This window comes from Marinomonas sp. S3726 (assembly GCF_000967665.1).
Lineage (GTDB): Bacteria > Pseudomonadota > Gammaproteobacteria > Pseudomonadales > Marinomonadaceae > Marinomonas.
This window is the reverse complement of sequence record NZ_JXYC01000009.1, coordinates 113,734-138,622: the sequence shown is the minus strand read 5'-3', so window position 1 is coordinate 138,622 and position 24,889 is coordinate 113,734. Positions and strand designations below refer to the sequence as shown.

Here is a 24,889-nt window from a genome sequence, read left to right as displayed (position 1 = left end):
AATGGAAACACTGGAAAAATTACAGCTGAGCCTTGGCAAGCTAAATCAGTTTACGAATGCTTTTGATGGGATGCAAAACAGCGTTCAAAAGCTGGCAAATGCTATGAAGAGTGCTTTTGAAGCGCCATTAAAGGCCGTTTCAAGTTTACAGGCAAGTTTGCCAAAGGTTACCCAAGCTGTTGTAGATATTAAGACTGCCTCAGCAGGCAATATGCTTCTAGACCCAACCCAAGGGGTGGGAGCAAATGCGAACCTAACTGCTGTGTCCAATAGCCCAGCAGAAGAGGTTGTTATGGATGTGGCGGAGCCAGTTTCTAGGTTGCAGCTTTTGCACGACTCATTAGGGAAAGTGAAGGGGCAAGTTGCCAGTTTAAAAACCTTAAGTGGCGATAACATCATGGGGCGTGTGTTTGGGGATGCCAATATCTCTGCCTACACGGATTCTTTTGCCACATTGAAACAAGGTTTGAATGAGCAACTAGCGCTTTGGCCTGCATTGAATACCAAGATTCAGGCGCTTTCTGGCAACCTAATGTCGCAGCTCTCACCCATGTTAGGTCCTTATATTGATGAGGTAAAAGCCATGGGGAAAAGCCTAGATAACTGGACTGAGAAGTATCCAAATCTTGCAAATGCGGTTAATACGGCAGAGCAAGCTTTAGGGTCCATGATGGAAGTGATCAATATGGTGGGTGTCGCTCAGGAAATGCTGAACTTGGCCAAAAGCCATGCCATAACGCTTTCGCAAAATTGGTTAGTAAAGAATTTGGTTATTACGCCTCTGCTCAAATTACAGGCAGCGGCAGTTTGGATATTAAATGGCGCAATGAAAGCCATGGTAGCAACAGGGCCTTTGTTGATGGGGGTATTTACCTCTCTAAAAGCCGGTGTACTCACAAGCTTGCCAGCTATTTGGAGTTTTACTGCGGCTTTATTGGCAAATCCGATTACTTGGATTGTGGTGGGTATCACGGCCTTGATCGGTGCCCTTGTCGCCATGGTGGTTTACTGGGATGAGGTGAGTGCCGCTATAGGCCGCTTTACGGATTGGGTCTTCTCTTCGTTAAGCCAGGGCTTTAGCTTTATCAAGGACTTGTTCGCTGACAATGAGTGGCTCAAATTAGCCTTCTTTCCTCTCTATGCTGTGATTGAAACAGTCGATTTATTGATGGGTACATTTGAGCAAATTCCCCAGTGGTGGGGAGAGTTTCAAGTCTGGCTGGGTGAGCTATCCCTTATGCCTAACATGAGCTTTGATTTTGCCTTTATTGAAACCATCAAAGTTGCTTGGAGTGAACTAAAAAACTGGCTTGCGAGTTTGAATCCTTTTGCTTTTGTCGGAGAGTCGGCTGACTGGATTAAAAGTAAATTGAGCTGGCTGCCGGGTATGGATGCGAGCTCAGATATCAAAGCAAATCAGGGCTTGTCACAAAAAGTTGCTGAGCAAGGTATGGCGCAAGGTGCAAACCTCACCTTGCCAGGAGCAGAGGCATCTCAGACTGGTGAGCAAGGCGGCTTATTTCAGACCTTCAGTAATTTATTTGCCAGTACCAGTAAGCAAAGCCATGTGGAAAAAATTGAAGTGAATAATTATGGCCAAGGGGTACGCGGTGATGAATTGGCCCATGAAATGGAAATGCAGGTGGGCTAATGGACAGCATAGATTTAAGCATCATAGATGATGACTTGGTATTAAACCAATTGGGAGAGCCTGAGCTTAGGGCAGAGGCAGATTGTATTGCACAAGACCTAAGACACATGCTTAGAGAAAAAGGTTATGCCTTTAGCATGATAGGTGAGAGGAGTCAGGTAAAACTGGCCACTCTCACCACTCAGGTAGAAATCGAAATGGAAAACGATACACGTATTTACCCAGGGACGGCCAAGGTGGCGCTAATAGGGGAAGCACTTAACTGTAGTGCACGTACGTTAAATAACGAAACGATAGAGGTAACCCTATGAAGGAATTTGAAAGCCTATTAAAGGATGAAGGTGTACCCATTACCGAAGCTGAGATTAAGGTGGCATTTAAGCAAACCGTGACCGATTCTGGCTCTAAAATCAGTAATGATTCTGCCTATAGCCCATTTTGGCGCTTGATCTCAGCGGTCGCGGTTCAACCTGTGATCTGGCTGGTGAATGCTCTGGTGCAAAGTGTTATGCCACAGTTTTTCTTAAAGACAGTTGGAGAGGGTTTTATTGACCTTTGGGGTAACAACTATGGGGTAGAGCGAAAAAAAGCTCAACGGTTAGAAGGTCGGCTGCAATTTACTCGAGCAGATCAAGAAGGGGATATTGAGATTCCACTTGGTACACGGATTCGTACCGAGCCCTTGAATGACATTGTCTATGAATTGGAAACAACTTATCCAATCGTGCTGGGTAAAGATGATAACTCGATTAGTGTGCCAGTTCGCGCTGTGGCGGAGGGCAAGGCTTATAACTTGGAAACGGGCCAGTATGTGAACTGTGATATCCAGGGTGTCACTGTGACGAACCCTGATGCTTGGATTCAAGTAGTCGGGGACGATGATGAAGACATTGAAGCTTATCGCCTGCGTATTCGTAATGCTTTTAACTCCTTAAGTCATTATCACACGGATGGGGTATATCGACATTTGATTGCGAAGTTTGCTGGTGTTTCCACTGACATGATTTGGTTTGAACATGGTGTGAAAAGAGGTGGAACTAGTGTGATACCAGGCGCGGCTGATGCTTATGTTTTGTTCGAGCTTGATGCCCCCGCAGATAGTTATCTAGAGATTATTAATCGCATGATAAGGGATGAAGGCTACCACGGGCATGGCGATGACCTACTGGTTAAAAAAGTGCCCGATTTACTGGTAGATATGAATGTGTCGGTTTACTTTCCTGTGGCATTAACGGCGGAAGAAAAGGCAGCTAGTTTGGCAGGCATTGAGCAGGCGATTGAAGCGGCTTTTAGGTCAAATTCGGCTTATGTGATGACACAAACTCAGCCCTATTCGCGCTTTTCATTTACTCGGTTAGCCAGTGAGGTTTATCAAAACTTTCCTGAGATAGAGAGTATTGATTTTAAGGCCATTACTGATGGGGAAGAGGTGATTGGAAGCCACATAAATGCTGAACTTGAAATCCCTCGTTTGGCCTCACTCAGTGTGCAAGAGGGTTAGTTATGGTTGCTAAATTTGAGTTGCCTGTATGGGTTCGAGAAGGCAAAGAAATTAACAAGCTAGCGGATGCTTTTGCGACCTTTTGGGATAAAACGGAAGATTGGATAAAAACACCACTTAACCAGCTAGATGCCGAAACTTGCCATGTCTATGTGCTAAAGCTTTTGGCGTATCAAAATGATATTGACCGATTCGCTGATGAGCCAGATGAGCTCTTTCGAAAACGGGTAAAACACGGGGTAAAAAATGCCATAGATGCGGGCAGTAAAGGCGGCTTTAAAGAGGTTCTAGCTCGCTTTGATGTGCCCTTGTATGGGCAGATAGAAAGAGACAGTGAAAGCGACTGGGATGTTATTACCCTTTGGTTAGCTGACTCTAGTTTGACCCAAAATCCAGAGCTTGCTCACCATATTATTCGCCAATACGGCCGAACCTGTCGCCGTTATGAATTTTTGATGGTGGATGCTATTGAGTCCATCGCCGTAGAGGGATTTAGCTTTGGTATTGATAGAGGGGTAGAGCAAATAAATGGACGAACGGAATATGTATTTGCTGATACGACAGAGCCTGCTAAGGCAAGTATCGCTCAGCATTTTATTGAACGAAGCGAAGATAGGATAAATGCAATTTAAGGACGAATGATGACAGATATAGTAAGTGGAACAGTAACAGATGCAGGGGCGCGCTACATTGCCCAAAAAGCAGCGAGTTTAGAGCCTGTGGTGGTCACCCACTTTATCTTGGCTAATGTACCTGGAGCGGATGAAACGACACCAGCAGACCCGAGTATGGGGATACCGGTTGATAGCCAGTTAGTTGGTGGCGAAATAACAGCACAAGACCCCCATTATAACGATGACAATGCCGTGACTTATTCACTGGTATTAGGAAGTGATGTTGGCAGTGAAGTTGGCGGAAATGGAACGCCATTTGATTTTAATTTTTACGGCATAGTCACTGACACAGAAGAGTTATTAGCCTACTCATACATTCCGTTGAATAAAAAACGAAAAGGCATAGGTCAGGTGATTAACCGTAATCTAGTTGTGCCTTTTAGTAATGCTAAACAACTCACGGGTGCAGATCTGCCATTGGAATCTTGGCAGTTTGATTACGAAGCAGAAATGCTCGCTATGCAAACCAGCATAATGCAAAACAGCGCCGCAACTATCTCAGCTTTAAGCAGTGCCATTAAGAATCATGAAAGATTATTAACTCTGGAAGGGAAACTATGAGTGAATTAAGTACAGCGACGGCAGCGTTAACGCTAGCTGCGTCTGAAATGAAAGATACTAAGGAATCATTTGAGTCAATTAGGGTTGATGCAGATGTTGCTATTAATGAGGTAAATACTAACTTTGCTGAAAAAGCGGCTTCATTAACGATTATGGCCACAGATGGATACCGTAAAGCCATTGAAGATGCCAGCGGCGGCCGTAATACGGTCATTTATGATGCGCAAGGTAACCCCAATATTATGGTGGTGATTCCCCGTTTTAACTGTGAAGACATCAACGATGCCGTGTTTGCTAAAACAGGCGTTGATATGCGGTTAGGCACAGGTACACATCCAGCATTTAAGACTAATGGTGTGGACCGAGGGGAAATATTAATAGGTAAATATTTAGCCTCTGAGGGAGCTAACGGGGGGTGCTCTGTCATTGGTGGCGTGCAACCAAAAACAAGCGTTGATTATGATACGGCCAAATCTCTTTGTACAAATAAGGGTGAAGGTTGGCACATGATGTCTATTCATGAGTGGGCAGCTATTGCGCTTTGGTCCCTAGCGAATGAAACAGTTCCTCGTGGTAATACGAATTATGGTCGTGCTCATGATGCCAAGTGGGAAGCTGCATTACGTTCAGATGGTGGCTTGCCTGGAGATATTTCAGGAACTGCACGAAGCGATACAGGTTCAGGACCAGATACATGGGCACACGATCACGGCGCTTTCGGAGTTCAAGATCTGGTTGGAAATGTGTGGGAACGGGTGGATCAAATGAAATTAGAAGATGGACAGATTATCACTTCACTTGATAATGATCCTTCCCTCACAGAAGAGAATTGGCATCGTTACTCAGCATATTTTGACTCAACATTAAATACCACCTCAGGGGAAGCTGGATCTCCTGTGTTAAGCAGTGGTATTACAAATCGTAATGGGCCTATTGGTGACCTTAGTAACGGAGCTTATATGTATAACGGTGTAATTTCATCAATCACGAAAGGTGCTGGTTATATAGAACGTGAAGAGTTGCGCCGACTTCTTATAGAGTTTGAAGGAGCGTCGAAGTTAGACGGATCGCTCTACGTCCGCAACTATGGTGAACGAATCCCTTTACGCGGTGGAAGTTGGGTGAACGGTGGAGATGTTGGAATAGGTGCATTACATTTGACTATTTCTCGTTTACATAAAGACGGATATGTCGGCTTTCGCCCAGCTTATTTTGTTTAAAAGGAGTTTGAATGAATACATACATTTTTAATGGTCAAACCCAAACTGATTTTACCAATGAATACATGCTTACTTTAGGTATGAACAACGAGCAAATAGAGTCAGTTCTAAATCAAAAAGCCTTTGAGTTGTCACAAAACTTAGATAAGCGAAAACGAGCTTATAAAGCTGAATCAGACCCTCTTTATATGGAATGGCAGTTTGATCAGGCCCCAGAGTCCGAACAAGCATGGAGAAACAAGGTTGCAGAAATAAAAGCGAGATATCCGTTAACGGATAATTAGTGATGAAATATAGCTTAAATAGAGTGAAGGTTAAAAGGAATTTAACATGAGTGATTTTACAGATTCTTTAGTTGCGATGAAGGAAGCAACTGAAGAGCTAGTACAAACGAAGGAAATGTTTGAGACTATTTTTGATGGGTATCAGGGGACTCTAGCCGCATCAATTCAGGCTTTGCATGACTTAAAAGATTACGCAGAGGCGAATGGTAAAAACCAGCTATCCGTGATTTCTCCAGCTATAGTGACAGAATTATTAGCCGGCGATGAAGTACGTATTCTTATTTCAGAAACAAATGATATTGGTTCAATGACTCTTGATGTGAATGGTCAAGGAACCAAAAATATCATGAATGTCACAGCTGCAAATCAATTGCTTGCAGGGGCATTGGTAACGCTTAGATACGACGGCTCAGTTTTTTATGTTGTTGATCAAGTGAATCCTAAGACAGGCAATGCTATTTCAGATATTGGTAAGCTAGTAACAGATACCACAGATGTACTTAGCATAGGTGAAGTAGCGTTAAATGGTGCTGAAATTAGTCGAGAAGAATATTCGATTGCCTGGGCCAAAATTAAAAATACCTCAAATTTAATTGATCAAGCGTCAAAAGATGCTGACCCAATAACCTATGGTGGTTTCTGGGGAGAAGGTGATGGTTCAACTACTTTTACTTTGCCTATAGTGGGTGGCGAATTTATCCGCATGTTTGACGATGGACGAGGTGTCGATACTGGACGTGGTTTTGCTAGTTGGAAAGATTGTGAAATCGCAGGTCATGAGCATGATGTGGGAATTGGTAGTATTTCACAATATGGTTTAGCAATGATTCCTTATGTCTATTCACAAGGTCAGAATACAACCATAAGTGCTTATAGGTATGGTGACAATACTGGTTTTGCGTTACCTGATGATGAGGATACAGCAAAAGCATTGGCAAACGCGAACGATGAAACCCGCCCTCGCTCTATCGCTTATTACGGTAAAACCCGCTTATAAAACATTATAAGTTTCTATTACATACACCTAGGCCTTTTTGAGCCTAGGTTAATTCAAGGATGAATTATTATGAGTGAAATACTCGATGCCATTAATGCATTAGGCGAAGCCACGCAAGATATGACGATAGCAAAAGAGTCGTTTGAGGCTTTGCGACAAGATACTGACCAGGCGATATCTGACCATTTAGCAAAAGATGATGCACATAGTCAGTACCTTAAAACAGAAGACTTTAACGAAGCTGAGTTAGAGCGAAATATAGTATTAAAAAAGTTGCCAATATACCCTGAAGTTTTAACTGATGATAATCGTCTGGAAGTGACTATCAACAGTTCTTCGGTTTCTGTTGCCGATGGCCAGAGCTTCATTTTCTATGGCTGGCTAGAAGTGAATACGTCTGATTATGCTGTTAAGTCTTTTTCATTTGATAGTGCTAAAACTTACCATTTAAGGTTTAACTTAACAGAAGGTTTTTATTTTAAAGACCTTGCTGATCTAACTTATAACTCTAATTCGTTAGAAGACCATGATATAGCCTTTGATACGGGTTATGACGATATGTTAGTGGCAGAGGTCAAGAACGGTGTTTTGAAGGTCTATAAAAATGTGTCTGATATACCGAAAGGTGTATTTGCAGCTATTGAGACTATGGACTCGACTCAAATGAGTGGCACTAAAGACCTTATGGTGCTTTCCTTGGATCATGGTTTTGCTAGGGCTCAAAAAGTTCGTATAAAAACAAGTTTCCTTCATTCATCTGTAACTCTTGGTTATGGATTTTCACGTTTAACTTTAAATGAAGACGTTATTTATTCCACGGGTAGATATCATGTTGGAGATGATGGTACTGGATATCAGTATCAGGCAGTAAATTCGGGTGAATATGAGTTTGTATTAGAACGAAGGCACATAGACTCAATTCTTAGTTCTACATTAGAGACTGGCACTTTATATTTTAATTGCAACTGGTATGCAGGCTGGTCTCACCTGAATGCCGTCTCATACTTAAAAGCGGAGGTTATCTAATGTTTGCAATTCTTAATAATGACCTAGTTGTAGGCCGTACTACTCAAGCTCAAACTCATAATATTGAGTTGGCAAGTTCTGTTGATATTACCAAACTGCGCTTTGATGGTGTGAAGTATCTTGATATGACAATAGAAGAAAGGACGTCTTTCTTTATTGATGAATACGGTAGAAAGCATATTGTGCTGAATGAAAGCTGGCAGGCATTAGAATGTCATTTCAACGATGCTTTAGTGAAGGATAATGATGTTTGGCGTGTTCGAAAGGCTGAAGATGATTACCAAGATGCTTATCAAGCTGTTGATGATGCAAGACAAGCGGCTTATACCGCCAGAGTACGTCCGCTTCTTGAGGAGGCAGAGATTAAAGCGCATCTTGGTGAGACTGATGAATATGCTCGTTTGATGGACCTTGCCGTGGTTGAGCGAGAGAGCATTCAAGCAGAGCTCCCTTGGCCAGAAGCATTGGTAAATTTGGCTGCTGAGGTGCTAGTGGATGAGTCCCCATGATTACCCTCATTCTCAACAACACTAAAATCTCTGGCTATGGGGTGAAGGTGACGTGTGAGTTGGCTTTGCCGGAGGAGGATCTGTCTGGTCAAAGTTCTTCTTCGGCCACAGCTGAGAAGGGCTTTAAACCTAAGCGTCTTCGTGTGGCGATGAAGGTGAAATATGACGATGCGACTGAGCTTGCCAATATTGTGAGTTTGAGTACGGCTTTGGATGAAGATAAAGGTACTCGTTTGATTTACAACATAGAAAACCAAACGGCGAGAGCCTTTGCGGTTCGACAAGTACGCTTTAGCGACAAGGTGTCGGCGCAAGAGTTGGATGATGATCAAGCCTGGTCTGTGTCTTTTGTCTTGGTCGAACACCTTTCTATCCCTGAAAAAGTGGAAGCCATGAAGCTTAAGCAAAATGAGCCTAAGGTGGCGACAGCGGATACCAGTGTTGCCTCTGAAGCTGAGAGTGGCGAAACCAGTAACTGGCTGGATAATGTGCTTAAGTACTTGGATTCTGCCCTAGCCGATGAGGGGACAAGGAATGAAATATAACTTTGTACTCAAGGTAAACGGCGAGCAAGTGAACCTGGTTTCTCATGATGTTGCATTGGATGCGATGGCCGCTGGCCGTGCATCCTTTGTGGTGCAGTCTGAGAAAGCCTTAACAGGGTCTGTCTATTTCAGTTTTGGGATTAATAACGGACAAGAGCATGGCCATTTTTATGGCTATATAGAGCGTTCGACGCCTGCTTCAAATCAGTCTCAAACCCTATTTTGTCGAGAAAAGTCTAATGTGTTGAGCATGCGTGTGCCCTTGGCATTACGCAATAAAACACTTAAGGATTTACTGACAGAGGTGAAAGCGATAACGGGCTGTGGTTTTAGCTTACCTCAGTCTAGCTATGCTTCTACACCTGTGCCTTATTTTGTTAATACGGGTTCTGGCTTTCATCTGCTAAATAAAATCGCCCAAGTATTTGGCATAGAAGATTTTACTTGGCAGCAAAAGCGAGACGGTCTTATTTATATTGGCGCTTGGCCTGATAGTCATTGGGTTGACGTTCCCGTAGAGGTGCCAACAGCTGTGCTGGATAAACAGTTATCAACTCAAAGCGCTGAATTAATGGCGATTCCGGGTTTAAGGCCGGGTTACCTGCTTAATGGGAATCGTCTTTATAGCGTGAGATTGCAGGAAGCAAAAATGGTGGTGTCATGGAAAAAGCCTTAACGCGATTAATGCAAAAGAAATATCCCGAGTTAGCCTCAGGTTGGCATTTGCCTATGTGGGCGAAAGTAACGGATATTTTAACCCCTTTGGCAGGTGAGGTTGTGACAGAAGAAGCTCCTGTTTATTCTGTTTCAGTACAGCTTTTAGATGTAAATGGTGAGGAAGATACTGAGTTGCCGATTCTGGAGGATGTGCTTTTACCTGTGAATGCAGGTGGAGAACAAAGAGGGTTTTGGTCAAAGCCGAGTCTTGGTACCTTGGTTGAAATTGCTTTTATGTATGGCTCCCCCGCCCATCCTTTTATACGCTCAGTTTTTCCCCATGGTTTGAAATTGCCTAATATGGCGGAGACAGATCAAAGGTGGCAGCAGTCTGAGCAGGCTTATATTCAAGTCAATCAAGATAATGAGTGGGAAGCGAAAGGCAAAAGTAGCAAGCTCACCATAGAGGAAGACTTAACTGAGCAAATTGGCAAGCTACGCGAAATTATTGCGGCTAAGCATCATGTGGGAGATGAGTCGACAAATATCTATAGTCTGCTGCATGATTTAATGAATACAGTGGCTGATCTTGCGAATGTGGCAAGCTCTCATAATCATTCGTATTCATGGAGTGATCCAGGTGGTGCAGGGACAACTTCCCCGCCGATGCAATCCTCAAGTTACAGCCAAGCAAGTACTCAAGCCAGTGAGCAAGCGGGCAAACTCGCTCCGCTGCTAAAGTAAGGTGGGTAGGTTAAATTGGAACTAAAGCGAACTTATTTCGCTTTAGTTCTTATGACAAAGTATGTGTCCTAATGCTACATTGCAGAAAGTCAGATCCTAAAGAGTACTCACCTTATGAAAAGGCTAGATATTAACCAGTTAGCCACCTTTGTCACGATAGTCGATGCAGGTAACATTACTAAAGCGGCTATTGCTTTACATCGCACTCAAGCAGCAGTGAGTATTCAATTAAAGAAGTTGGAAGAAGTGGCCGGCAAGTCGCTGTTAAATCGAGGTTATAACCAATTTACCTTAACCCGTGAAGGGGAAGTATTACTCTCCTATGCTCGTAAAATTCTAAGCTTATCCGAAGAAGCACTTAATTCAATTAATGATGATGACCTAGAGGGTGTCGTCCGCTTTGGTATTCCAGATGGCTATGCTAGAGCTTTTATTCAGCGTCCATTACGTCAGTTCATTGATCGCTTTCCTAAAGTGAAAATTCAAATCAAAAACGATAACAGCCATAACCTTTATAAGAGTTTACATGCCGGCGAACTAGACTTGATTCTCGTTACTCATGATCCGTTAGAATCCGGTGGTGATTTGATTCGACGAGAAAACATCTGTTGGGTAAAAGCCAAAGACTTAACGCTAGATATGAGTAAACCTTTACCGCTTGCCCTGTATGAACAAGGTTGCTCATACCGCAAAGGGATTATTGATGCACTCAACCATGTGGCGCTAGATTGGTTTGTCTCGTTTGAATGCCAAGGGGTGACGGGGTTTGATATTGCAATATCAAACGGGCTGGCTATTTCTGCCTTAGCGGAATCTTTGGTAAAAGAGGAGTGGAGTATAATTAAACCCGCTTCGAATTTACCGGATTTGGGCCAAGTAGAAATTGCACTACATACTCGCCCCGGAGAAATTGATGAGGCCATTCGTTGCTTTGCCGAAGAGGTAAAACAACAGACTCGAAACCTTTAAAAGGCTTTTCTAAATAAGGCTTTTCTAAATAATGCGCGTCTAAATGATTCACATATGGCTCGATAAGTGACTTAGTTGCTATTAATCGACCTAGCTAAACATCCTCATAGATATCGAAAAAATCGATATTCACCATCTGAATAATTCGTTATTCAACTGCCTCTAAATTGACTAAATTGTCTGACATGGCCTTAGGCCAAGTCTTAAAAATATGTTTAATATTAGGTGCGAATATGTCTAAAGTTGTTATTGATCAAGCCGCTGTTAGCAAAGAAAACATGAGTGTGGAGGCATCTTTCGCACCATCAAACAAGCCCTCTTTAGAAGCCTTTATCGATCTGGAACAGTACCCAATTCATGATCTAACCTCTCCTAAGCGACACGCTTTAGTTGAGAGATGTAAAGAGGAATTAGACAGGTTAGGCTGTTGCCATATTCCAGATATGATTCGTCCAGAATCAATTGAACGTATGCGTCAGGAAGTAGAGCGTTTACGTGATCAAATCTATCGTTCTCAAAACAGTCATAACCCTTATATGACGAAAGAAAACACGGCTTTACCAGAGACTCATCCAGCCAGATTCTTTGAGAAACGATCTAGCGGTTTTGTTAACTCAGATATCCTTGAAGAAAGCTCTGATCTAAGAGCGATTTATGATCATGATGTGGTTGTGCAATTTGTTTCAGATTGCTTAGGAGTTGGGCCTATTTACCGTTGGGCTGATCCATTAGGAAGAAACCCCTACAGTGTTATGGATGAAGGTGATTACTTTCCTTGGCACTTTGATGGTAACGAATTTACCGTCAGTATCTTGGTGCAAGAGCCAATAAAAGGTGGGGAATTCCAATACTATCCTGATTTACGTTCACCTGAAGAAGAGAATCTTGAAGAAGTCTCTAAGGTACTAGGAGGTGACTTATCCAAGGTACATTCTTTGGTGCTAAGGCCTGGCGATATGCAAATATTTAAAGGGCGTTTTTCTATGCACCGTGTTACTCGAGTGGAGGGAGGCCAATCTCGTTATATTGCTTTACCTACTTACATGCGTGATCCAGATACGGTTAATCGCCCCGAACATGCTCGCCAATTTTATGGTCGTGCTTTACCTATTCACTTTGAGCGTGAAGCCAATCGTCCCGATGACCTACTGGACTAATCTTTAAAAGATTGTGTTGTGCTTCACTTTAGGGTGTTCTCAATTTGAGAGCACCTTTTTTTATGCTGCAAAAAAACATATCTAGAAACGACGAACTAGGTTTAAGTTGTTGATCAAAAAATCGAATATAACTAACTTTAGTAGAAGAATAGTAAATGGCTGGATGATATGAATATCAATCACATGAGAGCTTTTTTAGAAGTTGCGCGAAATGGCAGCTTTCAATTAGCCGCTGAAAATCTTTTTATTACCCAATCAACTGTGAGTGCTCGTATTAAAGTGCTCGAAGATCAGCTTAATACGCGGCTTTTTAACCGTAAACGTGATGGTTCGGAACTCACGCCAGCGGGACGTAATTTTATTCGCTATGCAACCAAGGTAGTCAAAGCATGGGAACAAGCGAAACAGGAAATCGCTTTACCCCAAGATATGGAAGGCTTGGTCGCTTTAGGTGTGCAGTTAAACCTTTGGCAGCAAATTACCCCGGCTTGGATTGAGCAGATGCAGAACAGCTCACCAGAAGTCGGCACACGTGTTGTGATGGATTACTCGGATAGCCTGTTAAGCCAATTAGTCGAAGGGGAGTTAGATCTTGTTCTGACTTATGTAAATAGACAAAATGCTGAGTTACGGACTGAATTGCTGATGGAAGATATCTTGGTGTTAGTCGCATCTGAACCGCGCAAAGTTCGAACAGACTGGGTAAAAAATTATGTGTTTGTTGACTGGGGTGATGAATTTCGTGAGGCTCATACCTTGGCCTACCCTGATGCTCAAGCACCTAGGTTATCTGTAGGCTTAGGTATGGTTGGCTTAGACTATATCCTTAATTATGGCGGCGCAGGTTATTTTCCAGAGCGTATGGTGAATGAATTAATTGCCAGCCAGCGCTTATTTTATGTTGAGGATGCGCCTAAGTTTAAGCGCCCTGTTTTTCTGTCTTATTCTAAGGACCCTATTAACCCTGAGCTGGTATCTATGGCGAGAGAGACTTTGCAGTCTGTGCTCTAGGGCTTTAAGTTAAGGGCTCTAGATTAGGGTTTTAAGCTAGGACTCTAAGTTAGGTAAGAATCATTGAGTAGCTCATCTTCAAACGGGAAGTCTGTTAAGGGAGTAATGCCCTTTGATGTGACGCGAACCATCTCTTCAAGCTTAACGCCGACACTGCCTCCTTTAATACCAGAGTAGCTTTCAACACATAAAACCATGTTCTCTTGGACTAGGCCATCATAGCCACTGCGTGCCCAATCTTCTTGATAATAGATTTTAGGGTATTCGTCACTGAGGCCGGCCCCATGAAAGGCGCAAACATAACGATTGTCTCTATATTCTGTTTTACGAATAAAAGCCTGCTCACTTAACTCTCTAAAACTGATGCCGGGTTTAATCAGTTGCATATTATGATGTACTTCGTCATAGGCATGACGATAAGCATCTCGTTGAGCTTGATTCCCCTTGCCGCCTCCGCATACCCAAGAACGAGAGATATCGGCAATATAACCTAATGGCCCTATCATATCTGTATCAAAAGCGACCATGTCGCCTTTTTCAATAATGCGATGACTCGCTTCCTGTAGCCAAGGGTTTGTTCTTGGTCCAGATGCCAACATATTCCCTTCAATCCAGTCTCCTCCATGTGCAGCATTGACCTGATGCATAATCGACCAAAGTTGGTTTTCTGTGATACCTGGTCGTAAGGCTTGGTACATCAACTGCATTCCGTATTGAGCAACTTGAATACTATGTTTTAAACAATCTATTTCTAACTCACATTTGATCAGTTTGGCCTGTTCAATAATGGGCTCTGCATCATAAACTTGGATAGCCTTATCTGTTAAGCGTTGGCTAATTAGAGGAGACATACGTTCTAGTCCCACAGACTCAATGGGTTCATTAAGTTGCTGGGAAAATGCCTGTAGATGACTGATTAAGTGCTGTGTATTCGTCGATAAGTCTAACCCGCCATCAAAAGGGGTGAGAAAATCTGAGCTTTGATAGTGAGTGACATTAGGGAAGTTTCTCCATGTCGCCCCATGTAATTGAGTCGGACCTTCGAGTGATAAAAATAAATAACAAGTCGGTATATGTGATTGAAAAAGCTGATATTCATCAAAATTTACCGCATAACGTAAGCTAACAGGGCTGGTCAGAATTAAGACAGACACTTGCTTAAGACGCATGACTTCGCGAATACGGCTAAGCCTATAACTGAAGAGTTTATTCAGTGATTCATCACTCAAATGAAGGGGTGGAATAATATCAATCACGTAAGACTCCTATGTTTATTTCGCATCATAGGTGGCTGATGATAGGGCAACAAATCGATTGTTTAATGTCATCCATTGAATAATTTAATACAAGTATTAAAAGCGTCCTTCATGTTAGTAAGAAACGTCTTTTTCCTCTGTAATATAACTGTTTAGCGGTATAAAAATAATTTAATAAGGACTTAAAAATTATAAAATATTTTTTAAGTCTGGCTCTCTCTAAAATTGGTTTATGTTCTGCTCCTAATATAGAGATAAACCAAATGAAAATAATAAATGTACAGACTCAAAAGGTTCTCGTCCCTCTAAAGAAGCCTTTAATTACAGCCATTCATAAAACAGATTCTGTGGGTGTTGTGATCGTTAAAATAGAGACGGATACAGGGCTGGTGGGTGAGAATTATGTGTTTGCCTTAAATAAAGATAGGTTAGATGTATTTGATGCCATGATCAAAAGCCTCACGCAATTTTTGATCGGTAATAATCCTGTTTATGTTGAAAAAATGTGGCAACAAATGTGGCAAGACTGTAACCCTGTTGGGCAAAAAGGGATTGCCATTTCGGCTATCTCTGCCATAGATACCGCGCTTTGGGATCTCATTGGTAAGCAAGCAAATATGCCACTGTATCAAGTATTTGGTGCCTGTCGTGACAAAGTAAAAACCTATGCAAGCAGCGGCCTTTGGCTTTCTTCAAGCGTAGATGAATTGATCGAAGAAGCCCATGGCTTTATTGATCAGGGTTTCAGATCTATGAAGCTGAGGTTAGGAAAATCTGACTTAAAAGAAGATGTAGAGCGTGCGCGTGCGCTAAGGGCGTCTGTTGGTGATGAGATTGAGATTTTAACCGATGCAAATCAGTCATTAACGCCAAGGCAGGCGATTGCCTTGGGTCGTCAATTAGAAGACTTCAATATCGCTTGGTTAGAGGAGCCTGTTCCTGCCCATGACCTAACTGGCCATAATCGGGTGCTAGAAGCCATAAATATACCTGTGGCAAGTGGTGAAACCGATTACACACGCTTTGGTATGAAAGATATGTTGGATCATAAGGCCGTGGATATTCTCATGCCTGATTTACAGCGTATAGGAGGCCTAACTGAGTTTCGTAAGGCTGCCGCGCTCTCATCGGCTTATCATATACCTGTATCTAGCCATATTTTTACAGAGCAAAGTTTGAGTATTGCTGGGTCTGCTGATAATTGTATTTCAGTTGAGCATGTAGACTGGTTTGCACCGCTTTATCAGGAAAAAATAGTGATTAATGATGGCTTTATCGATATGCCAAAGGGAGCTGGGATCGGTTTTAATTTTGACTATGACTTTATCGATCAAAACCTAATTTAAGTTTAAAAAGTAGATAGATGAAAAGGGCTTGAGTGCGCTAGTCACTGAAGTCTTGATTCAGTGATTTTCCTTGAAATTTGGCATCTACTTTAAACCTGCTGCTAAATAGTGTCATCTTAAGAGGGAGGTTTTTAAGAAAGGCTTTTAAGTGTGTGATCTTGAATAAAGCGGGTGGCTTTCAATCCCTCTATGGCAGCAATAATGGCTGGGTCTTGTTTCTTATTATCCAAGACGGCCAAATGAATTGTGATGGCAAATTCTTTTGCACCTTCTACACGAAATAACTTTCCATCCTTGATAAAAGGTTCGGCTGTTGAAGAGGCTAGATAAGCCGAGCCGCCACGTTCGATGATTTGCACGAGTGCCTGAGACTCTAAAGCGAGTGTAATTCGGTGATGGGGAACATTGGGGTACTCCCTATTATGTTGTTCTTGAAACTGATGCCCCCAATCAATATAGATATAGCCTTGTGTTTGACCGTCATTCACATGCCTTGCTTCGTTAGAAACCATGATGAGCTGCTCTGAAAATAGCGGCTCGAAATGAAGGCCTGGCGTTAGTTCTGGGTAGAAAACTAAAGCTAGATCCAATAAGCCTTCTCTTAGTTCATGCAGTAAAAAAATTGAATAATCAGATTGAATGCGGGTCGCTGTTCCTGGCGCATTTTCATTCATCCAATTAAGCCAGTCTGAATAGAGTTTATTCCAATAATGAACCGGTATGCCTAGGCTCACGATATTATCTATATCAGGTGGCAGGGAGACTTCCTGCTGTGCTTGTTGCCATGTTTTTACAACTGACAGGGCGTATGGGTAGAAAGCTTTACCGCCATTCGTTAAAGCAACGCCATCTCGCTTTCGAGTAAAAAGTTCTCGATTGAGCCTGTCTTCCAGTGCTTTTATTCGAGCGCTTACTGAGGATTGAGTTATATGCAGACTTTCAGAGGCTTTTTGAAAGCTACCTGTCGCTGTTACTTCTAGAAATGCACGTAAATTTTCGATATTCATATTATAGGCATCAGTAATTATTGCGATTCTAATCTGTTGAATAATAAAGCATATATCAAATGCTATCGAAAGCACCTCGTGTTTAAACCAGGTGCTTTGCTTTAGCTTAGACGTTAAACCGTTTCTTTTGATAGCCCTTTATAGAGGCTAAAGCACATAAATAATAAGACGATAGCAAAAGGGAAGCCTGTTGAGACCGTGGCGGCTTGAAGTGAGCCAAGACCACCGCCTAACAGAAGTGCGATTGCCACAAGCCCTTCAAACGTACACCAGAAAACACGTTGTGGTACTGGCGGGTTAAGTACTCCACCTGCCGTGATGGTATCAATGACTAATGAGCCACTATCAGATGATGTCACAAAGAAGATGACAATCAGAATAAGTGAAATAAATGACACTATGAAGCTCATAGGTAAACCATCTAATAGACGATATAGTGCAAGTTCAGGGGTCCAGTTGTTCACTACGTCTCTGACGCCATCATAACCAGATGCCATTTGTTCGATGGCGGTGCCACCAAATACGACCATCCATAATAAGCAGAAAAGTGTCGGTGCAATGAGAACACAAAGAATGAACTCTCGAACGGTACGACCTTTACTGATACGCGCGATAAACATGCCAACAAATGGAGACCAAGCTATCCACCAAGCCCAGTAAAATGTTGTCCAACCATGGTAGAAACCAGTGTCTTCACGGCCAACCGGATTAGACAAAGGCACACTGTAGTAGAGGTAATCGCCAAGGCCGACAACGAATTTACTTAATGTATCTAACGTAGGGCCAGCGAACAGTACGAATAGCAATAGCAGTACTGCCATAATCATATTGATCTCACTAAGGCGTTTAACCCCTTTATCAAGACCGGCGACAACTGAGCAAATAGCAATGGCTGTGATGATTAGAATAAGAACTACTTTTACAATCGCTGTCGGCTCAATGTTAAAGAGCTCATTAAGACCCGCTGCTACTTGTTCAGCGCCATAGCCTAACGAGGTAGCAAGGCCAAATACGGTTGCAAATACGGCAAGAATATCAATGATATGGCCAGATACTCCCCAAACTCTATCGCCTAATAGAGGATAAAACGCCGAACGTAAAGTTAAGGGTAAGCCATGGTTGAAGCTAAAATATGCTAAGGCAAGGCCAACGACGGCATATACTGCCCACGCACTTAGTCCCCAGTGGAAAGTGGCGGCGGCAATACCAAGTCTGGCGGCTTCTTCACTTTCAGCAATCACTCCAAGAGGCGGGCTTAGCATATGAGAGACAGGTTCTAATACACCAAAGAACATCAAGCCAATACCTATCCCAGCGGAGAAGAGCATGGCTAGCCAGCCAGGGAAACTAAATTCGGGTTTAGCATCTGCGCCACCGATTCTGACTCTGCCCATTTTAGAGCCAGCAAGAAAAAGGCAAAAGAGTACAAAGAAGTTCACGCTGATGACAAAGAACCAATCTAATTGAGAGGTAAGCCAAGGTCTTAGCTCATTGAATAGTGTCCCCGCTTCTTCAGAAAAAATGAGTGTGAAAGCGACAAATAAGATAATACTCAGTGCTGAAACAGGGAAAACCAAGTTATGGATATCCATACCAAATGGTTGAATATTATCCTGTCCTACCTTATAGCTTGTGCTAGAGGATAAAGGAGCTGAATTTGCACCTATATTATTTGGGGCAGTGTTACTGCCTGAATTTTTCATTATAAGAACCCTCGATCGTGTTTATTGTTTTTTAGTATAAAGGTTTCGCTATGCCTGCAATGCATGGCATAGCTTGTATTCTTGCGGGTGAGAAGATGAAGACTAGCTACGGAGTAACTGGCCTGTTTGTTCTTCTATTAGCTTAAGTACACTTAAATGGGGTACTTCTGGGCCGTATTTCTCAGTGGCCATTTGATAGGTGTGATAGACCTGATTGCCTAACTGCATATCTATGCCTAAATGACTGCCCAGTTCGGTAATCAAACGCATGTCCTTTGTTGCTAAACCCAAGGCAAAAGATTGGTCATAACTGCCGTCTAGTACTTTGGGAATATAGCTATCTACGACGTAACTTTGAGCACAGCTGTTTTGTAAAATCTTATGTAATACATCAAGATTTAATTCGGCTTTTGCTCCCATCATTAAGGCTTCGCCTATGCCTTGGGCAACCAAGTAATTTAAGTGAAGTTGAGCAAGTTTGGTCACATAGCCCGCGCCAGAAGGCCCCATACGTATCGCATTTTTTGTGAATGCACTCAGCATGGGAGAAAATTTTGTGAGTGTGTGCTCATCAATGCCTAATAGCATGGTGAGAGTCCCAGCTGTCGCTCCTTCCGCACCACCTGTGACAGGTGCATCAATTAAAGACAGATGAGAAGGCGCTATGACTTTAACCTTCTCCCATTCAGATAGCTCGTTAGTACTGGTTTCGAACCAAGTGGTACCAGCTTGGGCGTTCTCTAAGATACCAGCTTCACCAAATGCAATATGGTTTACTTGAACAGAGCTTGGCAATGAGGTGAAAATGACGTTACATTCTTGTGCGATATGTTTGACTGAGTCTGCTTTTTTAGCCCCTTTATCAACAAACTGGCTAACCACTTTTTGATTAAGATCTAATACAAGTAACTCGTTATTATTTGCCTTACAATATCTAAGCAGGTTTGCAGCCATGCCTGATCCCATATTACCTAGGCCAATAAAACCGATTTTCATGAGTGTGTCTCCTATCACTAGGGTTAGAATTTGTAAGAAGGATCAAGCCGATCGCACTTGCGTAATAGACCGGGCCACTCATATAGACCGGGAGAAAAGGCTTCGTATTGCTTGGATGCTAGTTTCCATAGTTCTGGGTCACCATGTTCAAGTTCGTATCCAGAGGCTGTTGCTTGTAAGGCAACTTCACAGGTACGAATCAAGTAGTACATGTTCATAAAGCATTCACCTGCTGTTTCGCCTACGGTCAAGAAACCATGGTTTCGCATAATTAGGCAGCTGTTATCTCCCATATTCTCTGCGATACGATGACGTTCATCAGGATCAACAGATAAGCCTTCCCAATCGTGGAATCCTACCTTCCCGTAAAGCATTGATGAGTCTTGAACTAAAAATGGCAGCTCTTTAAAAGCGGTGGCTGCTGTACAGGACTTTGGATGAGCGTGAAATACAAACTTGTTATTGCGGTGGCTATCACTCAGGTGAATTGCTCCATGAATGATAAAACCTGCTGTATTTACATCACTTGGCCCTTCTAAGACGCGGCCTTCCTCGTCAACCTTGATTAGATTTGATGCTGTTACTTCTTCGTAATTAAGACCAAACCTATGCATATAAAAGTGATGATCCGAACCTGGCACTCGGGCTGTTATATGATTCCAAATGGTATCGTCCCAACCAAACATATTGGTAAGGCGAAACATGGCCGCTAGGTCAATACGAACCTGCTCTTGTTGTTTCTCAAGTGAGAGTTCTTGCGCTGTGATTGTCATGGTTTTCTCCTGCCATTGTGACTATATGATCTAGAACCTAGCCAGTTAATTGGTGAGTTCGAGAAGGGTGTTGGTGCAAAGGAAAAGCGTGTTCGCCATTTTCAATGCGCTGGATATTGGTAGCGATTAGTTTTGCTGCCGAGCGAGCGTAGGTTGCGCCAGATATATGAGGGGTCAATGTTACTTTTGGGTGATGCCAATAGGGTGAATCTTTAGGTAAGGGCTCCACGTTAAATGTGTCTAATACAGCATGGCTAAGGTGCTCAGTGTCGAGTGCTTCAATTAAAGCCCTATCATCAATAATATCGCCTCGACTAATATTGATAAGCATGGCAGCGGGTGAGAGCTGTTCTAATAAGGCTCTATTAATAAAGTGGGTGGTAGACGCGTTAAGTGGTAGACAATTAACTAAAACATGCGTTTTATTAAGCGCCTCGGTAAGCTGAGTTTTACTGGAAAAACTGTTAATTCCTTCAAGTTCTTGCGGGAAAGCATCCCAGCCAGCAACATTAAACCCATTGCGTTTTAGGCATGTTACAACCTCTTTTCCAACAGCACCTAGCCCTAATATTGTTATATTAAAATCTATCGCTTGAGGTGAGTTGTGGCGTTGCCAATGTTGCGCTAATTGTTGCAGGCGATAAGTATCATATTGACGATGTTGATTCATGACCCAATATAGGGTGTAAAGCCCCATGTCTTTTAATACTTCAGGATCAATGAGTCTGATAATAGGAACGTTAGGAACGGCACTTGCCGCATCAATATGCTCTGTGCCAGCGCCTAAAAGAAGTATCCCTTTTAAGTTTTTGTAATTTAAAAGGTCCTCTACGGGATGGTTCCAAATCACAGCATATTCAATATCATCTCGAATCAAATCGATATCGTTAGTTTGTTTGTAGATATGAATGTGCTTTTGTGGAAAGTGTCTGGATAACTCCTGAAACCAAGAAGAGTCATCATAACCGTGATTATTTAATAGAATGGACATGACCTGACTCCGCTTTAACTGTTTTGGTGCTAACTTGATGAAGGCCAAACACTCCAATTAATATCAATGAAATGAAGACGAACTTTGCCAGTGAGAACTGCTCTGCAAACCAAATAGTGCCAATAAACGTAATGATGACGATGCCAGCGCCGGACCAAACGGCGTAGGCTGTACTTATGTCTAGGGTTTTAACGCTGAGGTTTATCATGGTTAAAGCAAGGGCAAAAAAGCAAAAGCTGAGTATGGACGGCACTAAATGATGGAAACCATGGGATAGCTTTAGACACAGAGAGCCTACTACCTCAAAACAAATTCCTATGATTAAAAGTGTCCAACCAGACATTAAACTGCTCCAAAATAAATGAACTTTATTTAATATCCTCGCAGTCGTGAGAGCTGTAAAACGGAAAAAATAGATGGGGGTTATCGAATAATTTTGTGTCTTTAACTGTAGTTGTTCCAAGTTCTTGAACACTCGGCATTAAAATCTGAGCTTAGGTGTTTTTTGAGGTAAGTATTCAAAGAGGGAAGCACTTCAAAATGGCGTTTATTCTGTTCAAATTTTTGGGAAAGGACTTTAGCAAAACTTAAGTTATAGAAAGCACTGCTATACAGGTGTTGTTGGATTTTTTGATAAATGAATGTCGTTTTAAAAGAGGGAGTTTATTTTAGTCTTAGCGGCTATATTGAAATACAAATCTAGTGTTAGAGTTACAGTGATAAATAAGATAAAATCCGCGCCAATACGTCATTATTTATCTGTATTCAAGTGTTTGAAAGGGGTGATAATAGGGGTAATTCAAACATATTATTTAAATAAAACCTTTAGTTTCAATGGCTTGAAATATTTATGTTACTAATGATCGATAATTACGATTCCTTTACTTATAACCTAGTACAATACTTTAGAGAACTAGGTGCTGAGGTAGAAGTTTATCGTAATGATGAAATTACCTTAGAGAAAATTGAAGCACTAAATCCCTCTCATTTAGTGATTTCCCCCGGACCTTGCACACCGAATGAAGCCGGTGTGTCATTGGCTGCGATTGAATACTTTGCTGGGAAAATACCTATTTTAGGTATTTGTTTGGGACATCAGAGCATTGGACAAGTGTTTGGTGGTAAAGTAGTTCGTGCCAAACAAGTAATGCATGGAAAAATATCATCGGTACATCATACGGATTCGTCATTGTTCCAATCGTTACCTAATCCTCAACTTGTTACCCGTTATCATTCTTTAGTGGTAGAGCAAGATTCGTTGCCTGCGTGTTTAGAAGTGACCGCATGGACTGAAGGATGTGAGGGTGAGCTAGATGAAATTATGGGACTCAAACATAAAACCCTTCCGATTGAAGGCGTTCAGTTCCATCCAGAATCAATATTAACGGAAGCAGGTCATGATCTGCTTGCTAACTTTTTAAAGCGATAGGAGACATAATGGATATTCAAAGCGCCATTGCCACTGTCATTGAGCAGCAGCATTTAAGTGCAGAAGAAATGCATGAAGTCATGCATTCAATTATGACTGGAGAAGCGACACCATCACAAATTGGTGGCTTTTTGGTAGGCCTTCGCATGAAAGGTGAAACAGTTGCTGAAATTGCCGCTGCTGCAAGTGTAATGCGTGAGCTGTCTTCTAAAGTCGAATTATCAAATATTGATAATATTATCGATACCTGTGGTACAGGTGGCGATGGTGGAAAGCTATTTAATGTTTCTACCGCATCATCTTTTGTTGTTGCCGCAGCAGGCGGCAAGGTTGCTAAGCATGGTAACCGTTCGGTTTCGTCAAAATCGGGTAGTGCTGACTTATTAGAAAAAGCGGGTGTAAACCTAGCATTGTCTGCTGAGCAGGTAAAAACCTGTGTTGAAGAAGTGGGTTTAGGCTTTATGTTCGCCCCCAATCATCACTCTGCAATGAAGCACGCTATAGTACCTCGTAAGGAAATGGCTGTTCGTACTATTTTCAACCTGCTTGGGCCACTGACAAACCCTGCTGGTACAAAACGCCAAGTAATGGGAGTGTTTGATAAAAAGTGGGTTCGTCCTATGGCGGAAGTGTTGCAGCGTCTAGGTAGCGAACACGTAATGGTGGTTCACTCTCAGGATGGTTTAGATGAAATCAGTTTAGCTGCACCCACTTTTGTTGCTGAACTGAAAGACAATGAGATTCGTGAATATAGTATTCAACCAGAAGATTTTAATATCGAAACTCAATCAATCGCGCCACTTCAGGCAGAAAATGTAGAAGAAAGCTTAGAGCTTGTGCATAGTGCGCTAGAAGGCAAAGGTGTGGTGAATCCTGCTCGTGATATTGTTGCTCTAAACGCGGGTGCAGCAATTTATGTCGCTGGCATTGCTGATAACCTTGCTGAAGGTGTTGCTATTGCTGAAGATGTGATTGGCGGTGGCTTAGCGCGAGTGAAACTAACTGAACTAGCAGCATTTACGCAATGCTATCTAGATAACTAAATTTTAGGAATTGTGGTTAATATGCAAATTGAAACGCCAACAATATTAAAGAAGATTGTTGCTAGAAAGCATGAAGAAATTACTGAACGAAAAAATCATACTCCTTTAGAAAAGTTGAAAGTGGCAGTTATCGCGGCGAACTCACATAACCGTGTTCGTGGTTTTGCTGCTTCTTTAAAGGCGAAAGTTGCTCAAGGTGATTCAGCCGTTATTGCTGAGATAAAAAAGGCATCACCGAGTAAAGGTGTATTGAGAGAGATTTTTGTTCCAGCCGAAATTGCTAAGTCTTATGAGAAAGGCGGGGCAGCTTGTCTGTCTGTTTTGACCGATAGAGATTTCTTTCAAGGCCATGAGGACTATTTGGAAGAAGCTAGAAATGCCTGCTCCTTACCTGTGATTCGCAAAGACTTTATCGTCGATGAGTTTCAAGTTTATGAAGCAAGAGCGATTGGTGCAGACTGTATTCTTCTGATTGCGGCTTGCTTGTCTGGAGATAAGTTAAGAGAGCTCGACCAATTAGCTCGTGAACTTGGTATGGATGTATTGGTTGAAGTACATAATAAAGCAGAGCTAGATCTAGCTTTAGAGTTTACTGAAACAGAGTTGTTAGGTATCAATAACCGAGATTTACATACCTTTGAGTTGAGCTTAGAAAATACATTCGAACTCTTACCTTATATACCGACAGATCGCTTTATCGTGACCGAAAGCGGAATTCACACGAGTGATGATGTGGCAGCGATGAGAGAAAAAGATATTAATGCCTTTTTAGTAGGGGAAGCCTTTATGAAGGCGAATGAACCTGGGGCAAAATTAGCAGAATTATTTGAAGGGTAGAC

Annotated in this window: 27 protein-coding genes; 20 read left to right on the top strand and 7 right to left on the bottom strand. The window is 42.2% G+C overall.

All coding sequences use genetic code 11. The annotated features are described in order from the left end of the window. Nucleotide 1 precedes the first annotated feature (1 nt). The 16 genes from TW85_RS08185 to TW85_RS08110 all read left to right on the top strand — a co-directional run bounded on the left by TW85_RS08185 (nucleotide 2) and on the right by TW85_RS08110 (nucleotide 13,506). Nucleotides 2–1,651, top strand: coding sequence for a hypothetical protein (locus TW85_RS08185; RefSeq protein WP_046016622.1), 1,650 nt, complete (start codon nucleotides 2–4; stop codon nucleotides 1,649–1,651). Next, nucleotides 1,651–1,962, top strand: coding sequence for a DUF2590 family protein (locus TW85_RS08180; RefSeq protein ID WP_046016621.1), 312 nt, complete (start codon nucleotides 1,651–1,653; stop codon nucleotides 1,960–1,962). The genes TW85_RS08185 and TW85_RS08180 overlap by 1 nt, the downstream gene beginning before the upstream one ends. Continuing rightward, on the top strand, nucleotides 1,959–3,152 hold the full coding sequence (locus tag TW85_RS08175; RefSeq protein WP_046016620.1) for a baseplate J/gp47 family protein: 1,194 nt from the start codon (nucleotides 1,959–1,961) through the stop codon (nucleotides 3,150–3,152). The genes TW85_RS08180 and TW85_RS08175 overlap by 4 nt, the downstream gene beginning before the upstream one ends. Before the next feature lie 2 nt (nucleotides 3,153–3,154). Then, entirely contained in the window at nucleotides 3,155–3,784 is a 630-nt protein-coding gene (locus TW85_RS08170; protein WP_046016619.1) for a phage tail protein, read from the top strand. A gap of 9 nt (nucleotides 3,785–3,793) precedes the next feature. Continuing rightward, nucleotides 3,794–4,387 carry a phage tail protein gene (locus TW85_RS08165; RefSeq protein WP_046016618.1) on the top strand — a complete coding sequence of 198 codons (594 nt, stop codon included), beginning with the start codon at nucleotides 3,794–3,796 and terminating at the stop codon, nucleotides 4,385–4,387. Beyond that, nucleotides 4,384–5,607: an SUMF1/EgtB/PvdO family nonheme iron enzyme gene (locus TW85_RS08160; protein WP_202904843.1), complete on the top strand. Its 1,224-nt coding sequence runs from the start codon at nucleotides 4,384–4,386 to the stop codon at nucleotides 5,605–5,607. The genes TW85_RS08165 and TW85_RS08160 overlap by 4 nt, the downstream gene beginning before the upstream one ends. Nucleotides 5,608–5,618: 11 nt before the next feature. Next, a complete protein-coding gene (locus TW85_RS08155; protein WP_046016616.1) occupies nucleotides 5,619–5,891 on the top strand; it encodes a hypothetical protein in 273 nt (90 codons plus the stop codon). Between the two features lie 46 nt (nucleotides 5,892–5,937). Then, entirely contained in the window at nucleotides 5,938–6,888 is a 951-nt protein-coding gene (locus TW85_RS25405; protein WP_052702015.1) for a hypothetical protein, read from the top strand. A gap of 69 nt (nucleotides 6,889–6,957) precedes the next feature. Then, nucleotides 6,958–7,914: a hypothetical protein gene (locus TW85_RS08145; RefSeq protein WP_046016615.1), complete on the top strand. Its 957-nt coding sequence runs from the start codon at nucleotides 6,958–6,960 to the stop codon at nucleotides 7,912–7,914. Further along, a complete protein-coding gene (locus TW85_RS08140; RefSeq protein ID WP_046016614.1) occupies nucleotides 7,914–8,423 on the top strand; it encodes a hypothetical protein in 510 nt (169 codons plus the stop codon). Before TW85_RS08145 ends, TW85_RS08140 begins: the two co-directional genes overlap by 1 nt. Continuing rightward, the gene (locus TW85_RS08135) at nucleotides 8,420–8,968 is read left to right on the top strand and encodes a hypothetical protein (protein ID WP_052702013.1); all 549 of its coding nucleotides are present in this window, start codon (nucleotides 8,420–8,422) and stop codon (nucleotides 8,966–8,968) included. The genes TW85_RS08140 and TW85_RS08135 overlap by 4 nt, the downstream gene beginning before the upstream one ends. Then, the gene (locus TW85_RS08130; RefSeq protein WP_046016613.1) at nucleotides 8,958–9,644 is read left to right on the top strand and encodes a hypothetical protein; all 687 of its coding nucleotides are present in this window, start codon (nucleotides 8,958–8,960) and stop codon (nucleotides 9,642–9,644) included. Before TW85_RS08135 ends, TW85_RS08130 begins: the two co-directional genes overlap by 11 nt. Continuing rightward, the gene (locus TW85_RS25400) at nucleotides 9,629–10,369 is read left to right on the top strand and encodes a hypothetical protein (protein ID WP_052702011.1); all 741 of its coding nucleotides are present in this window, start codon (nucleotides 9,629–9,631) and stop codon (nucleotides 10,367–10,369) included. Before TW85_RS08130 ends, TW85_RS25400 begins: the two co-directional genes overlap by 16 nt. A gap of 114 nt (nucleotides 10,370–10,483) precedes the next feature. Continuing rightward, the gene (locus TW85_RS08120; protein WP_046016612.1) at nucleotides 10,484–11,338 is read left to right on the top strand and encodes a LysR family transcriptional regulator; all 855 of its coding nucleotides are present in this window, start codon (nucleotides 10,484–10,486) and stop codon (nucleotides 11,336–11,338) included. Nucleotides 11,339–11,571: 233 nt separating this feature from the next. Beyond that, nucleotides 11,572–12,495: a hypothetical protein gene (locus TW85_RS08115; protein ID WP_238326186.1), complete on the top strand. Its 924-nt coding sequence runs from the start codon at nucleotides 11,572–11,574 to the stop codon at nucleotides 12,493–12,495. Between the two features lie 168 nt (nucleotides 12,496–12,663). After that, nucleotides 12,664–13,506, top strand: coding sequence for a LysR family transcriptional regulator (locus TW85_RS08110; protein WP_046016611.1), 843 nt, complete (start codon nucleotides 12,664–12,666; stop codon nucleotides 13,504–13,506). A 44-nt stretch (nucleotides 13,507–13,550) separates the two neighbouring features. Here the strand turns inward: TW85_RS08110 and TW85_RS08105 are convergent, their stop codons facing one another. Beyond that, nucleotides 13,551–14,762 (bottom strand): Xaa-Pro peptidase family protein, encoded by a 1,212-nt coding sequence (locus tag TW85_RS08105; protein WP_046016610.1) that lies wholly within the window; start codon nucleotides 14,760–14,762, stop codon nucleotides 13,551–13,553. Between the two features lie 263 nt (nucleotides 14,763–15,025). Here TW85_RS08105 and TW85_RS08100 point away from each other — a divergent pair, with 263 nt between their 5' ends. Then, the gene (locus tag TW85_RS08100; protein WP_046016609.1) at nucleotides 15,026–16,108 is read left to right on the top strand and encodes a mandelate racemase/muconate lactonizing enzyme family protein; all 1,083 of its coding nucleotides are present in this window, start codon (nucleotides 15,026–15,028) and stop codon (nucleotides 16,106–16,108) included. Between the two features lie 131 nt (nucleotides 16,109–16,239). On the opposite strand, the gene TW85_RS08095 is transcribed toward TW85_RS08100, so the two are convergent. From TW85_RS08095 to TW85_RS08070, 6 genes are all read right to left on the bottom strand, one after another. After that, nucleotides 16,240–17,115 carry a LysR family transcriptional regulator gene (locus TW85_RS08095; RefSeq protein ID WP_046016608.1) on the bottom strand — a complete coding sequence of 292 codons (876 nt, stop codon included), beginning with the start codon at nucleotides 17,113–17,115 and terminating at the stop codon, nucleotides 16,240–16,242. A 113-nt stretch (nucleotides 17,116–17,228) separates the two neighbouring features. Continuing rightward, nucleotides 17,229–18,818, bottom strand: coding sequence for a BCCT family transporter (locus TW85_RS08090; protein WP_202904842.1), 1,590 nt, complete (start codon nucleotides 18,816–18,818; stop codon nucleotides 17,229–17,231). Between the two features lie 102 nt (nucleotides 18,819–18,920). Further along, nucleotides 18,921–19,814 (bottom strand): NAD(P)-dependent oxidoreductase, encoded by an 894-nt coding sequence (locus TW85_RS08085; RefSeq protein ID WP_046016607.1) that lies wholly within the window; start codon nucleotides 19,812–19,814, stop codon nucleotides 18,921–18,923. Between the two features lie 23 nt (nucleotides 19,815–19,837). Next, nucleotides 19,838–20,587, bottom strand: coding sequence for a class II aldolase/adducin family protein (locus TW85_RS08080; protein ID WP_046016606.1), 750 nt, complete (start codon nucleotides 20,585–20,587; stop codon nucleotides 19,838–19,840). A 37-nt stretch (nucleotides 20,588–20,624) separates the two neighbouring features. Beyond that, a complete protein-coding gene (locus TW85_RS08075; protein WP_052702009.1) occupies nucleotides 20,625–21,578 on the bottom strand; it encodes a glyoxylate/hydroxypyruvate reductase A in 954 nt (317 codons plus the stop codon). Then, the gene (locus tag TW85_RS08070) at nucleotides 21,559–21,921 is read right to left on the bottom strand and encodes a multidrug efflux SMR transporter (RefSeq protein ID WP_046016605.1); all 363 of its coding nucleotides are present in this window, start codon (nucleotides 21,919–21,921) and stop codon (nucleotides 21,559–21,561) included. Before TW85_RS08070 ends, TW85_RS08075 begins: the two co-directional genes overlap by 20 nt. 507 nt (nucleotides 21,922–22,428) lie before the next feature. On the opposite strand from TW85_RS08070, the gene TW85_RS08065 reads away from it, so the two are divergent. From TW85_RS08065 to trpC, 3 genes are read left to right on the top strand one after another with little or no spacing between them, the layout of a single operon-like run. Next, complete coding sequence (locus TW85_RS08065) at nucleotides 22,429–23,007, top strand: aminodeoxychorismate/anthranilate synthase component II (RefSeq protein WP_046016604.1); 579 nt, start codon at nucleotides 22,429–22,431, stop codon at nucleotides 23,005–23,007. A gap of 8 nt (nucleotides 23,008–23,015) precedes the next feature. Further along, on the top strand, nucleotides 23,016–24,050 hold the full coding sequence (gene trpD / locus TW85_RS08060; protein WP_046016603.1) for an anthranilate phosphoribosyltransferase: 1,035 nt from the start codon (nucleotides 23,016–23,018) through the stop codon (nucleotides 24,048–24,050). Nucleotides 24,051–24,071: 21 nt separating this feature from the next. After that, nucleotides 24,072–24,887, top strand: coding sequence for an indole-3-glycerol phosphate synthase TrpC (gene trpC / locus TW85_RS08055; RefSeq protein WP_046016602.1), 816 nt, complete (start codon nucleotides 24,072–24,074; stop codon nucleotides 24,885–24,887). Nucleotides 24,888–24,889 lie beyond the last annotated feature (2 nt).